Consider the following 12,954-nt stretch of genomic DNA (forward strand, 5'->3'; position numbering starts at 1 on the left):
TCACCATCGAAGACCTCCTCAGTCGAATACTTCAACGTTCGTTCAACAACCACCGTACCGCCGCGCGACGGCATTCGCCAACGTTTGTTGAAGTATTCTGGTGCGCATGCCAACAGCGGGGCGCGCCGGCCGGTGGCGCACCGGTCAACTGAGCAGACAGCGCATCATCGACGCGGCGCGCGAACGCTTCATGCGCGACGGGTACGAGCGGGCCACCGTCCGCGCGATCGCGGCCGACGCCGGTGTGGACGTCGCGATGGTCTACTACTTTTTCGGCAACAAGGAAGGTCTGTTCACCGCGTCCACGCTGACCGGTCCCGAGCACCCGTTGCACCAGCTGGCCACGCTGCTCGACGAGGGGACCGAACGGATCGGCGAAAGGCTGGTGCGACGCTTCCTCGAGCACTGGGAGGAGGGCGCCGTCTTCGAGCCGTTCCTGACGCTGTGGCGTTCGGCAGCGATCCACCCCGAGGCGCGAAAAGTGTTGCACGACAGCCTCGCCGGCCCAATCGCCACGCGGGTCGCCTCGGAATTCGGGGTGGCCGACGCCGAGCTACGGGTCGAGCTGGTGGCCAGCCACCTGGCCGGGCTCGCTTTCGCGCGCTACCAGCTGAAGATCGAGCCGCTCGCGTCGACCACCGTCGAGGACCTGGTCGGCTGGCTAGGGCCGACGCTGCAGCGCTATCTGACCGATTAGGTGCCCGTCCACTTGGGCGGGCGCTTCTCCGCGAAGGCGATAGCGCCTTCCTTGGCATCGTTGGAGGAGAACACCGGCGCCAGCAGCTTGTTCTGCTCGGCGAACATGGTCTCGGGGCTCCAGCCGCGGGACTCGACGATGATCTGCTTGGTGGCGGCCACCGCCAGCGGCCCGTTCGCCGCGATCTTCTCGGCCAGCTCGATCGCCGCGTCCAGCGCCGATCCAGGGTCCGCGAGGACGTTGACCATCCCCAGCGCGTGCGCGCGCTCCGCGCTCAGGTTTTCACCGGTCAATGCGAGTTCCATGGCGATCGCGGACGGGATGCGCTGCGGCAGCCGCAGCAGCCCGCCGCCCCCGGCGACCAGGCCGCGCTTGACCTCTGGGATGCCGAACGCCGAGTCCCTGGAGGCCACGATCAGGTCGGTGGCCAGCGCCAGTTCGGTGCCGCCGGCCAGGGCGTAGCCCTCGACCGCCGCGATCAGCGGCTTGACCGGCGGGCGTTCGGTGAAGCCCATGCCGCGGCCCTCGACGATGGGCAGTTCGCCGCGGGCGAAGGCCTTGAGGTCCATGCCCGCGCAGAACGAGCCGCCCGCCCCGGTGAGGATGCCCACCGACAGTCCGGGTTCGTCGTCGAGCCGGTCGACGGCGGCCGCCAGGCCGTTGGCCACCGCGGAGTTGACCGCGTTCTTGGCCTTCGGCCGGTTGATCGTGATGATGAGAATCCGGTCCCGCTGTTCGACCAGGACTTCGGGCTCGTTGGCCTCTTGGTTTTCGCTGCTCACGCGCCGCCCAGCTCCTTCAGGTATCGGTGGCTCCTGTCGGACCGATGGTAACGGTCGGCGGGAATGGCGTTAACGTCCCGCAGAGATTCGGGTTACCGCCGGGCGCGCTCCCCGACCCGGCCGAGCCGATCAGGCCGGCGCCATTGCGGCTTCGACGGGGGTGAGCTTCTCCGAAATACCTGCGGCCCTGCGTATTTCGATGAAGTCGTTGACCATGGCATCGGTCACCTCGTGCGGGTCCTTGCACGTGGCCCCGTCGGCGAGCACCGAGATGTTGAGCTGGTCGACGTAACTCCACACGGTGATGTTGAGCCCGCTGCCGGCGGTCAACGGGCCCACCGAATAGATCTCGGTGACCAGTGCCCCGCCGACCCGGCCGCGCTCCCGCGGCCCGGGGACGTTGGAGATGTTCAGGTTGAGGATCTTGTTGTGGCCATCGCGGCCCGACGCCCACTGGAAGAATGCCCGGGTGGGGCCGGGCGGCATGTAGGCCGCCCACCGGCTGACCAGCTCCGGTCCCATCAGCTGGTTACTTTCCTTGGCGGCGATGGCGTTCTCGTGGCTGCACCGCACCCGCTCCAGTGGATCGTCGGAATCGGTCGGTAGGCCCACCAGCACGCCGGTGAAACGATTGCCGGAGATCCGCTCGGGTGAGAAGTCGAAACTCATTGGCACCGAGGCCAGCAGCGGTTCGGCCTTGCCGTCATAGCGCAACAGCAAGGTGCGCAACGCTCCCGTCGACATGGCCAGGACCATGTCGTTGATCGTCGCCCCGAGCCGCTTGCCGGTCTCCTTGACGTCGGCCAGCGCCAGCGTGGCGGTGGCGAACCGCCGCTCCGGGGTGATCTTGTGGTTCATGAACGTCGGCGGCGGTTCGAACGGCCGCGTCAGTTCCGGGGAGAATTTGCGTGCGCTGCGGCGCACCCGGCCGACGCCCTGCGCGGTGTAGCGGATCGTGTGCGGCAGCCGCCCGACATGGCGCACATGGTCGGCGAACGCCGAGACCATCAGCTGCCGCGTGGTGGGCGGTGGGTCGCACATGTACGGTCCGCCCTCCGGGCACGGCTGCAGGTCCATGCCGCGGGCCAATAAATTCGCCGACGCGACCCCGTCGGCGAGGGCGTGGTGAATTTTGCCGACGACCGCAATCCTGTTGTTGGCCAAGCCCTCCACGAAGTACATCTCCCACAGCGGGCGGCTGCGGTCGAGCGGGGTGCTGGCGATTTGCCCGATCGCCTCGTCCAGCTCGCGACGGCCACCCGGCGGCGCCACCCGCCACGGGCGGATGTGATAGTCGAGGTCGACCTCGCAGTTCTCCCGCCACATCGGGTGGTGGAAGTTGAACGGGACCTCGATGAGCTGGTAGCAGAACGGATCAAGCTTGCCCAGCCGGCCGCCGATGACGTCCCGAAACGCGTCGACGTTCAGGGAACGCCGATCAGCGTCCAGTTCGATGACGGCGGCTTTGATGGTGTGCATGTGCACGTTCGGTGCTTCGCTGTACAGCAGAACCGAATCCCAGCCGCTAAGCCTCTTCACCGCTGCCCCTTGCCCATAGACGGACCATACTCAGCGGCGCCAGCTCAGATAACCTCTTTTGCCCCGATCCGTGTCTTGGCGCGATAAACCTGGTTCAGGAATAGCGAGGCGACATGTGCGGCGGCACCGGCGCGCGCGCCGTCGATGAGGTCGTATCCGTGGCCCGCGCCGGGCAACTCCAGGTAGCCCACGGTCGAATGCGACACCGCCCGCAGGCGTTCGACGAAGCTGCGCGCCTGCTCGACGGGGATGACGCTGTCCTTGCTGCCGTGAATCACCAGGAAGGGCGGCGCATTACGGTGCACGCGGGCGATCGGCGAGGCGGCACGGAAAATCTCGGGGTGGCGGGCGATCGACTTCCTCACCACGACGCGCTCCAGGAAATCGACGAACCGGGCCCGCTCCGGCGTCGAGCGGTCCTCCCAGTCGTAGCGGCCGTAGATCCCGACGACCGCGTCCACCGATGTGTCGGCACCCTCGGGCAACTTCGCCTGATGCTGCGGGTCGTCGGGGGTCAGCCCGGCCAGCGCACTCAGGTGGCCGCCGGCCGAACACCCCGCTATCGCAACGAAATTGCGGTCGCCGCCGAATTTGTCGACGTTGGCGCGTGCCCACGCGATGGCGGTTTTGACGTCGACGATGTGCCGCGGCCAGCGGTGGTGCGGCGCGACGCGGTAGTCGACCGCCAGGCACACCCACCCCTGCTCGGCCAGCCGTGACATCAGGGCGGACCCCTGACCCATGCACCTGCCGTGCACCCAGGCGCCGCCCGGCAGGAAGATCAGGACCGGCGCGGGTTGCGGTGGAAGGTCTTTGCGCCGCCAGACGTCGAGCATCTGCGCGGGGTGGTCCCCGTAGCGGACGCCGCGGCGATACAGGTGGCGGCGCTGGCGCAGGCCGTCCCAGATCGGCGGCGTCCGTTCGGCCACCGGCCAGTCCGTCTCGAGATCGGCCGCCGACACGAGACCCCGCAGCGCGGCCAGCGCGACCTGCTGTGTGCTCTCCCGGTCCCGGCGCCGCGCGTCGTTGATGCCCGGCGTGAACCAGTCCTTGGTGGCCGCCGAAATCGCCTCCGGCGCGTGCCGTGCGCCCCACACGCCCATGGCGGTCATGCCGGCCAGCGGCTCGAGGTGCTTGCCGACGACCGGCAGCGACGCCCCGGCCACGCTCAGCGCCATTGCATAGTCGCTGGGACCGGCCCGTAGCAACCATTTCACCCAGGGTGTGATGCCCGGTCGGTTCGCCGTCATGCCGGGAACTGTACCCCCGGCCAGGCCGCCGAAACTCACGTTTACGTAGAACCGGCTATGGTTGCGATCCCGCTTTGCCCGAGCGTGTCGCTGAATGGGTTATTCACCCTGTTTGAAAGGCATTTGGCGGTTCGCTGCGTGCGGTGGATTTAGCTGTGCGCGACACGCTCAGACCGCCGCCAGGCTGGCGATCACCCGGTCGCCGATCAGGCGGACGCCGGTCAGCGTCAGTCCCACCTGCGCGGCCAGCGCGGCGGCGCTGTCCACCCCGACGGTGGCCCAGCGAAACCAGGGCCCGACCTCGCACGACGACTCGAGGCGGACCCAGCGCGAATGGATGCCGATGGTCTCGGCTTCGAATTCGGCGACGCACCGGCCGCCGCGGGCCAGCAGCTCGAAGGCGCGCCCGAGGATGCGCCGCGGGTCACCCCCGAGCCCGACGTTGCCGTCGACCAGTAACACCGTCTGCCACAAGCCCGTTCCGGGCAGCTCCTCGAACACGTCGCCCAACAGGGCCGGCGCGCCGCCGCGACCCGCCAGCTGGATCGCGGTCGCGGACCGGTCGATACCGAGCGCGGGGATGCCCCGCTGGATCAGCCTCGCCACCAACCGCCCCGGACCGCAGCCCAGCTCGATGGTCGGCCCGGTGCACATCTGCGTGACGGCCTCGTCGAAGACCTCGTCGACGGCGTCACCGGATAGGCCTGAGCCGTTCGGGGGGCATCGCACCCCCAGCCAGCGGTGCGCCGGCAGCGGCCGCAGTTCGCCGTCGTCATGACGGATCCAACATCGCTCCCCGCCAAGTGCCCGATCGTAAAGTTGCCCCAGCATGTCACGCCCCTTGCGTCGCGGCCGATCGGGCGGCCTGCAGACGCTCGGCCCCAGGCGGGACGTCGCGAACACGAGCCGGCAAACCCCAACAAGCTGACGGCAAGCACGTTCGCCAGCATTGCACCGATACCCCGATCGCGGCTCGGTTAATCCACTGCCTTGCGGGCCTGCGGGCCCGTTAGGGCTACGTGCCGGCGGACGTTTCGGTTCGATAGATGTGTCGCGGCGCCGCGTCACCCGAACAGGAACGACTCCAGCAGCTCGTTCACCCGGGCGGGGTCCTCCAGCGCCGCGAGGTGTGCCACCCCGTCGAGCACGGTGAACGACGCGGTGGGAATCGACTCGGCCATCGCCCGGGTCTCGGCCACCGGGAAGGTGGCGTCCTCCGCGCCGGCGACCACCAGCACCGGTGCCGTTACGCGGCCCAGCAGGGCGTGCTGGTCCGGCCGGGCCGAGACCACGCTGCGCACCGCCCAGCGGACCGAATCCGTGTTCGCCGCAGTCACATTCGCCCGCACGGTCTCGACCACGTCCGGGCGGGTGCGCAGCGTGGTAGGCCCCAGGAAGGCGCGGATACTCGAGCGGGTCAGCGGCGGCCGGATGCCACCGAGGATTCCGGCCAGCCACAGCATGGTCGCGTACTGGACCTTTTGCGTAACACCGGCTTTGGACGCCGTGCAATTCATCAGCACGGCGCGGTGCAGCCGGTCGGGGTGCAGGGCGGCGAAGGTGCCGCCGATCATCCCGCCCCAGGAATTGCCCACGAAGTGGGCCCGGTCGATGCCGAGCCCGTCCAGCAGGTCGACGACGCAGCGCGCGCAGTCGAGGAAGCTGAACGCCGCGCGCAGTGGCGCACTGCCGCCGTGGCCGGGCGGATCGATGAGCACCAGGCGATGGCTGTCGGCGAAGCGCGCGGCCTGGCCGGCCCACAGGTCGCCCGTCATCAGCAGGCTGGGCCACATCAGAATGGCGTCCCCGCTTCCCTCACTCACCTGCACCCTGAGCCTGCCGAGGGCCGTGTCGACGAACCGCGTGGCGAGGTGGGGGACGTTTGCGGGCACGCTGCCTCCTGATGTCATGGCCGATAGAACACCGATAGCGGTCCTTTGATTTTCCCTGTCGGGGATACTGGATCGGTGACGAACGACGCTGTTCATCCCGACCTGCAAAAACTCGCTCGCTTCGCCCCTCGGCGCCTCGTCGGCCCCCGCACCCTGCCCATCATGCGGGCGGCGATGGCCTGGCGGTCACGTCTGGGCAAGCCCGTCCGCGACGTCGAGGTGATCACCCTCGAATCGGGGGCCGGCGTCCGGCTGTTCCGGCCCGCGGGTGTCAGCGAGCCGACGCCCGCGCTGCTGTGGATCCATGGGGGCGGTTACGTGATCGGCGACGCCCGGCAGGACGACAAGTTGTGCAGCGGGTTCAGCAGGCGGCTGGGCATCACGGTCGCGTCGGTGGAATACCGCCTGGCGCCCGAACATCCGTACCCCGCGCCGCTGGAAGACTGCTATGCGGCGCTGACCTGGCTGGCGGGACTGCCGTCGGTGGACCGCTACCGGGTGGCCATCGGCGGCGCCAGCGCCGGGGGTGGCCTCGCCGCGGCCCTGGCCCTGCTGGCCCGCGACCGCGCCGAGGTGAGCCCCTCGTTCCAGCTGCTGACCTACCCCATGCTCGACGACCGCAGTTCGGCCACCGCGCCCAGCGCCAACTACCGGCTCTGGGACAACCGCAGCAACCGGTTCGGCTGGGCCGCATACCTGGGCAACGCGGACCCGCAGGTCGCCGTGCCCGCCCGGCGCGACGACCTGACCGGGCTGCCGCCGGCGTGGATCGGCGTGGGCACGCACGACCTGTTCCACGACGAAGACCTGGCCTACGCCGAACGACTCAAAGCCGCCGGGGTGCCGTGCCAGGTCGAGATCGTCCCGGGCGCCTTCCACGGATTCGACCTGATCGCGCCGAAACTTCAAGTGTCGCAACAGTTTTTCGGCAGTCAATGCGACATTCTGCACGCGGCGCTCGCGCCGGCGTCCTGATCGCCGGTCACATCGCGAAGTACACCAGTTCGCCGCCGATGACAGTGGCCGCCACCATGCCGGCGTCGAGTTCGGCCAGCGCCGTCGCCGGCGGTTCACTGAGCATACACAGGTCCCCCGGCTGTCCGGTCTGCACGGCGCGTGCCCGATCCGGCTGATCCGCCCCGCCCAGAAACATCGTCAAAGCCGTTGCCGGCGAGACACATTCGCCGGCACCCAGTACGGCACCGCTCGGCGTGGTGCGGTGCACCGCGGCGCGCATCGCCGTCCACGGGTCGCCGTGGCCGAACGGCATGTCGGTGGACAGCGCGACCGGCACCCCCGCGTCGCGCAGCGCGCCGACGCGCCACAGCTGATCGTGCTCGGCGGCGGGAACCTCGGCGAGGTACTGGTCGCCGCGCTCGGCGACGAAGTTGGGCTGTGTGACCACCGTGACCCCGAGCTCGGCGAGGTCGGCCACGTTGTCGTCGGGCACCACCGCGGCGTGTTCGATGCGGTCTTGCGGGTGACCACCGGCCGCCCGCAGAGCCGCGACGGTCACCACCAACTGCGCGGCGGTCACGCAGTGCACGGCGACGGGTTGCCCCGTGTTGTGCTGCCGGGCAATCCATTCCGTGAGGCCGTCGAGGTCGAGGCGGTCGTCGTGCAAGATTTTCTTTCCCGGGGACAAGAAGCGCAGCCGGGGCCGAAACTCGCCGCGGTCGTGGGCCGTCGACAGCGAGGCCATGTCGTCGGCGTCGAGGTCGGGGGTGGCATCGGTGACGCCGGTGACCCCGGTCGCCGTGATGCGGCGGCTGAGCTCGGCCAGGTCGGTTTCGCGCCGGTCCAGGGCCTGCGACCAGCCGCGGTCGGCGCTGCGCAGCCGCCCGTCGGGGTGTTCGGCCAGGCCGACCCGGCCCAGCGCTTCGGAGTTGAGGATCCACAGCGCGCCGCTGCGGTGCTGGATACGCACGGGAACGTTGCGGACCATCGCGTCGAGCGCGCTCCGGTCGAGTTCTCCGGCGACCGAATCGTGGTAGCCGACAGCGCGAATCCACCCGTCGGGCCCCGGTGTGGCGTTCGCCAGTAATCGGGTGAGCTCGGCTTCGGTGCTGACCCCGGGCGGACCGACGAAAAACGAATCCAGCGCCGAAGCCGCCGAGCGCAGGTGCACGTGGTGATCGTGCAGCCCGGGCAGCACGGTGCCGCCGCCGGCGTAGAGCACGCCCTCCCCCGCCCGGGGCGACAGGCCCTCAGTCGACGGCACCATCTCCTCGATCAGCGCGCCCACCCGGAGGTCGGCCATCGTCCCGTCCAGCAGGGTAGCCCGCTGAATCAGCATGACGGACAGCGTCTTTGGCAGACCAGGTGGCGTACGGCATCGTCGTCGGCGCCGAGTCGGGACGCGGGCCGCGATGCCGGCGGGGCCGACGGTGCCAACACCGGCGCATCGGAAACCGACGCCCCAATCGGCAGGGCCGCGTAGCTCGCGGCGACGGCCGCCATCGAAAGCCGGATCAACTCACCGCCGCCGCGGTCCAGGGATTCGGCCACCGCCAGGGCCGCCTGCAGCCCGGTCAACGGGTCGGCAAGCGCGTCGCCGCAGAACACCGGCCCCTCGGCGCTGCTTCCCACCAGGCCGCCGCCCACCGCGGCGTCGTCCCCGAATCCCGGCCTGCGGCCGTCATAACCGGTGATTTGCAACCAGATTCGGCCCGTTCGCGGTGCCACGTCGTCCGGTCCGACCCCCCGGCGCGCCAACGCCGCCGGGCGGGAACCTTCGATCACGACATCGCTGACCGCGAGCAGTTCGCGTAATTCGTCGGTTTGGGCATCGAAATCGAGTCCGTAGCAGAGCTTTTCGTGGTTCATCCAGTCGAAAAAGGATTGGTCCCCGGCCCGGGTGCCGTCCGGGCGGCGCGGGCTTTCCACCTTGACGACGGTCGCCCCGGCGCGCGCCAGTAGTTGACCGCACAACGGGCCCGCCCACATCGAGGACAGATCGGCGACCAGCAGAGCCCGTGGCGGGCGCGCCGGTGCCGCCGGCCCGATTCGCCGTGCGCGCGGTGGTGCGGCCGCCGCCTCGCCCAGGCCCGCCGCCGGAACGTCGAGTAGCGCCGCCCGCTCGACGATCTCGGACACCGCGCGGGCGGCCGCCCACCGTTGCAGCTCCGGCCACGGGTCGACGGGCACCGCATTGACCTGCAGCAGCGCGGGGACAGCGGCGAGATCGTCGGCGCGAGAGAGCGTGAGCGCGCACCAGCCGTCCCGCGCCGCGAGCAAGCGGGTGGCACCACCCGGTGACACCCGACCGGCGCGGGTCAGCCCCCGCAGGGCGGCCCGCCCGGTCAGCAGCCCGGCCGCGTCGACGTCGATGCCCCAGCGGGCCCCGATTACCCCGGCCACCTCGTGCGCGCCGGACAGCACGTGGGCGCGGGAGAAGTCGGCGGGCCCGTCGGGCAGGCCGGTCAGGAAGGCCAGCCCGCTACGTCCCCAGTTGGTTGCGGCCGAGCTCACGCCCCCCATTGTGCTCGTGGCGCACATCGGCGTTAGAACTGCAGCGCGCGAAACCGCCAGTCCAGCACCGGCCGGTCCGGTTCGCCCTCGGCGTCGCTGACCGCGTACACCAGCGACCGCAGCGCGAGCACACCCCCGTGCTCGGTCGGTTCGGCGGATTCGACGTGCAGCTCGCTGTAGAGGGTGTCGCCCTCGTGCACGGGGCCGGTGTGATCGCACGACTGCCAGCCCAGGATGGTCACCAGGTTGGGCAGCAGCCTGCTGGCCTGCGCGAGCGCCAGCCCGATGGTGTGCCCGCCGTACACCAGCCGGTGCCCGCCGACCCGCGAATCATGATGGGTCGCAGCGATATTGAGGGTGAGCCGGGCGAGTTCGGCGGCGCTGCTGACGACATCGGCGGTGCTGTGCAGCACCGAGCCCGCCAAGCCGGCATCGAAATGCGGGCCGGGTACCTTGGTGCGGAAAACCTCACCGTCCCATTGGGCCGTCGGATCGTGGGCCGGGCCGGGCACATCGGCGCCGATGGTGGACAGCTCGTCGTGCGGCGCTTCTCGCCCGGGATCGAAATTGGGGCTGGCGGGCAGCATGCCGCAGCGGTAGAAGTCGAGGACCAACTGATCGGCCTGGTCGATCGTGGTCATCCGCAGCGCCGCCATGCCCGTTGCGGCCCGGCCCGGCTTGGGTGAATTGGCGCGCAGCCCAACCACTTCGGTGCGGGTATAGAGGGAATCGCCGATGACCGGGAAGCGGTGAAACACCAGGCCGCGATAGAACAGGTTGGCCTTGACCCGCTGGGTAACCAGCGTCGACTGCCCGATCGCCACATCGCACACCAACCCGGGGTGCGCCAGCGGCGTGGGCAGGCCGGTGACCGCCCCACACAGGTCGGCGTCCAGCGCCAGGCGCAGCCGGTCGCCCACGATCGCCTGGTGCGCGCCCGCCAAGCCGGATGACAGTGTCATCGACGGCGCCCAGTCGAACACCTGCCCGACCGAGAGGTCGTCGAAGTACGGTCCGCCCTCGCGAACCCGCGCATACCCGTCACTCGTCACAACGCCCCATGCTGGCAGGCTGTGGAATCGAGGGTCAATCCGGATCGACCCTCAACGTCGACTTGATGATGCCGCTTCGCAGGTTTTGCCCATCAAGTCGACGTTCGGTGCAAATCGGTGAGGTGCTCACAGGTGAATGACGAAGAGGACATGCTGGTCGCCACGGTGCGGGCGTTCATCGACCGCGAGGTCAAGCCGAGCGTGCGCGAGGCCGAACACGCCAATACCTATCCCGAGGCGTGGATCGAGCAGATGAAGCGGATCGGCATCTACGGGCTGGCCGTGCCAGAGGAGTACGGCGGCTCGCCGGTGTCGATGCCCTGCTACGTGCGGGTCACCGAGGAGCTGGCGCGGGGCTGGATGAGCCTGGCCGGGGCGATGGGTGGGCACACCGTGGTCGCCAAGCTGCTAACGCTGTTTGGCACCGAGGACCAGAAGCGGGCCTACCTGCCGCGGATGGCCAGCGGCGAGGTCCGCGCCACCATGGCGTTGACCGAGCCCGGCGGCGGCTCGGACTTGCAGAACATGGCGACCACCGCGCTGAGCGACGACGCGGGCGGGTTGGTGATCAACGGGTCCAAGACCTGGATCAGCAACGCCCGCCGCGCCGGGCTGATCGCCCTGTTGTGCAAGACAGACCCGAACGCCAAGCCGCGCCACACCGGCATCTCGATCGTGCTCGTCGAGCACGGACCTGGCCTGACGGTGTCGCGGGACCTGCCCAAGTTGGGCTACAAGGGCGTAGAGTCCTGCGAGCTGTCATTCGACGAGTTCCGGGTGCCGCAAACGGCGATACTGGGAGGCGTTGCGGGTGAAGGCTTTTCGCAGATGATGAAGGGACTCGAGACGGGGCGTATCCAGGTGGCCGCCCGCGCCCTGGGCGTGGCCACGGCCGCGCTCGAGGATGCGCTGACCTACGCCCAGCAGCGGGAGAGCTTCGGGCAACCGATCTGGCAGCACCAGTCGGTGGGCAATTATTTGGCCGACATGGCGACCAAACTCACCGCGGCCCGTCAGCTCACCCGCTATGCCGCCGAGCGTTACGACAGCGGTGAACGCTGCGACATGGAGGCCGGGATGGCCAAACTGTTCGCCTCCGAGGTGGCGATGGAGATCGCGCTGAACGCGGTGCGAATCCACGGCGGCTACGGCTATTCCACCGAATACGACGTCGAACGCTATTTCCGGGACGCGCCCCTGATGATCGTCGGTGAGGGAACCAACGAGATCCAGCGCAATGTGATTGCCCGGCAACTGGTGACGCGGGGCGGGATCTGACCCGGGCTCGCCAATCTCGCGGCCGGGGAATGACGTTGGGAGTATATTTACCTGACTTCTGAACCAAAGGGAAAGGCAGCCGCCATGAGTTATCCCCCCGCGCCGCCCGGAGGTTCGCCAGAATGGCCCGGTCAGCAACCGGAATGGCAAGGGCAGCAACCGGAATGGCAAGGACAGCCGCCGCCGGGGTATCCGGCGCAGCCACCGCCGGCGTGGCCGGGCCAGCCGCCCGCGGGATGGCCGGCTCCGCAGCCGGGCTGGCAGGGCCAGCAGGAGCCCGAGAATTATCTGGTCTGGGCGATCCTGTGCACGGTGCTGTGCTGCCTGCCGTTGGGGATCGTGTCGATCGTCTACTCCAACAAGGTCTCCGGGCTGTGGGCGCAGGGACGCTACGCCGAGGCGCACGAGGCGGCCAACAATGCCAAGAAGTGGGCCATCATCGGCGCCATCGTCGGTGTCGTCGCGGCGGTGATCTTCGTGCTCATCTACGTCGTCGCGGGCGTGCTCATCGTCTCGAATTTGCCGTCGACGACAACCACCACTTATTCGGGCTTCTGAGCCCAGCGCCCATAGCCTGCGACACCGAAAGCCCGTTGTTCCAACGTCAACCGAGACCGCCGTCTTCGTCGCGTAGCAGTTTTTCGGGGTGGTGGTAGGTGTTGGTGCGGGGTTGGCCGTGGTCGAGGTGGGGGGGGTGGTTTCCATTCGGTGTCGCCGTGGGTGTTTTTGTGGGTGGTCCAGCCGCGGGGTTGGAGCATGCGGTGATGGGGGCCGCAGGCGAAGGTGAGGTCGTTGATGTCGGTGCTGTGGCAGGTGGCGTAGTCGGTGACGTGGTGGACTTCGCAGTAGTAGCCCGACACGGTGCACCCGGGTGTGGTGCAGCCGCGGTCTTTGGCGTGCAACACGATTCGTTGGCCGGGGGAGGCCAGCCGTTTGGTGTGATAGAGGGCCAGGGCTTTGCCGTTGTCGAAGATGGCTAGGTAGTGGTGGGCC

The 12,954-nt window shown here is 69.1% G+C and carries 12 protein-coding genes and 1 pseudogene; 4 read left to right on the plus strand and 9 right to left on the minus strand.

The window, feature by feature from the left end:
* Nucleotides 1-106 precede the first annotated feature (106 nt).
* On the plus strand, nt 107-697 hold the full coding sequence (locus A5775_RS15770; RefSeq protein WP_067254067.1) for a TetR family transcriptional regulator: 591 nt from the start codon (nt 107-109) through the stop codon (nt 695-697).
* On the opposite strand, the gene A5775_RS15775 is transcribed toward A5775_RS15770, so the two are convergent.
* The 5 genes from A5775_RS15775 to A5775_RS15795 form a co-directional block, all read right to left on the minus strand.
* Entirely contained in the window at nt 694-1,479 is a 786-nt protein-coding gene (locus tag A5775_RS15775; protein WP_067254070.1) for a crotonase/enoyl-CoA hydratase family protein, read from the minus strand. The two genes, A5775_RS15770 and A5775_RS15775, sit on opposite strands and share 4 nt — an antisense overlap.
* A gap of 129 nt (nt 1,480-1,608) precedes the next feature.
* A complete protein-coding gene (locus A5775_RS15780; protein WP_067254073.1) occupies nt 1,609-3,018 on the minus strand; it encodes a wax ester/triacylglycerol synthase family O-acyltransferase in 1,410 nt (469 codons plus the stop codon).
* A 44-nt stretch (nt 3,019-3,062) separates the two neighbouring features.
* Nucleotides 3,063-4,268: an alpha/beta hydrolase gene (locus A5775_RS15785; RefSeq protein ID WP_067254076.1), complete on the minus strand. Its 1,206-nt coding sequence runs from the start codon at nt 4,266-4,268 to the stop codon at nt 3,063-3,065.
* A gap of 168 nt (nt 4,269-4,436) precedes the next feature.
* The gene (locus tag A5775_RS15790) at nt 4,437-5,099 is read right to left on the minus strand and encodes an SAM-dependent methyltransferase (RefSeq protein WP_067254079.1); all 663 of its coding nucleotides are present in this window, start codon (nt 5,097-5,099) and stop codon (nt 4,437-4,439) included.
* A 233-nt stretch (nt 5,100-5,332) separates the two neighbouring features.
* Complete coding sequence (locus A5775_RS15795; protein ID WP_067254122.1) at nt 5,333-6,061, minus strand: alpha/beta fold hydrolase; 729 nt, start codon at nt 6,059-6,061, stop codon at nt 5,333-5,335.
* A gap of 174 nt (nt 6,062-6,235) precedes the next feature.
* Between A5775_RS15795 and A5775_RS15800 the strand changes: the two genes are divergently transcribed.
* Nucleotides 6,236-7,135 (plus strand): alpha/beta hydrolase, encoded by a 900-nt coding sequence (locus A5775_RS15800; protein WP_067254082.1) that lies wholly within the window; start codon nt 6,236-6,238, stop codon nt 7,133-7,135.
* 7 nt (nt 7,136-7,142) lie between these two features.
* Here A5775_RS15800 and A5775_RS15805 read toward each other — a convergent pair whose 3' ends face one another.
* From A5775_RS15805 to A5775_RS15815, 3 genes are read right to left on the minus strand one after another with little or no spacing between them, the layout of a single operon-like run.
* Nucleotides 7,143-8,456, minus strand: coding sequence for an amidohydrolase family protein (locus tag A5775_RS15805; RefSeq protein WP_067254085.1), 1,314 nt, complete (start codon nt 8,454-8,456; stop codon nt 7,143-7,145).
* Nucleotides 8,450-9,640, minus strand: a complete 1,191-nt coding sequence (locus tag A5775_RS15810) for a CoA transferase (protein ID WP_067254089.1) — start codon at nt 9,638-9,640, stop codon at nt 8,450-8,452. The genes A5775_RS15805 and A5775_RS15810 overlap by 7 nt, the downstream gene beginning before the upstream one ends.
* 23 nt (nt 9,641-9,663) lie before the next feature.
* Entirely contained in the window at nt 9,664-10,683 is a 1,020-nt protein-coding gene (locus A5775_RS15815; protein ID WP_067254092.1) for a MaoC family dehydratase, read from the minus strand.
* A 132-nt stretch (nt 10,684-10,815) separates the two neighbouring features.
* Here A5775_RS15815 and A5775_RS15820 point away from each other — a divergent pair, with 132 nt between their 5' ends.
* Both A5775_RS15820 and A5775_RS15825 read left to right on the plus strand, forming a co-directional pair.
* On the plus strand, nt 10,816-11,961 hold the full coding sequence (locus A5775_RS15820) for an acyl-CoA dehydrogenase family protein (RefSeq protein WP_082953039.1): 1,146 nt from the start codon (nt 10,816-10,818) through the stop codon (nt 11,959-11,961).
* A gap of 84 nt (nt 11,962-12,045) precedes the next feature.
* A complete protein-coding gene (locus A5775_RS15825) occupies nt 12,046-12,519 on the plus strand; it encodes a CD225/dispanin family protein (RefSeq protein ID WP_067254095.1) in 474 nt (157 codons plus the stop codon).
* A 46-nt stretch (nt 12,520-12,565) separates the two neighbouring features.
* Here the strand turns inward: A5775_RS15825 and A5775_RS24965 are convergent.
* A pseudogene (locus A5775_RS24965) lies at nt 12,566-12,954 on the minus strand (DUF222 domain-containing protein); the annotation flags it as partial.

The organism is Mycobacterium sp. 852002-10029_SCH5224772, from assembly GCF_001667315.1.
Taxonomy (GTDB): domain Bacteria; phylum Actinomycetota; class Actinomycetes; order Mycobacteriales; family Mycobacteriaceae; genus Mycobacterium.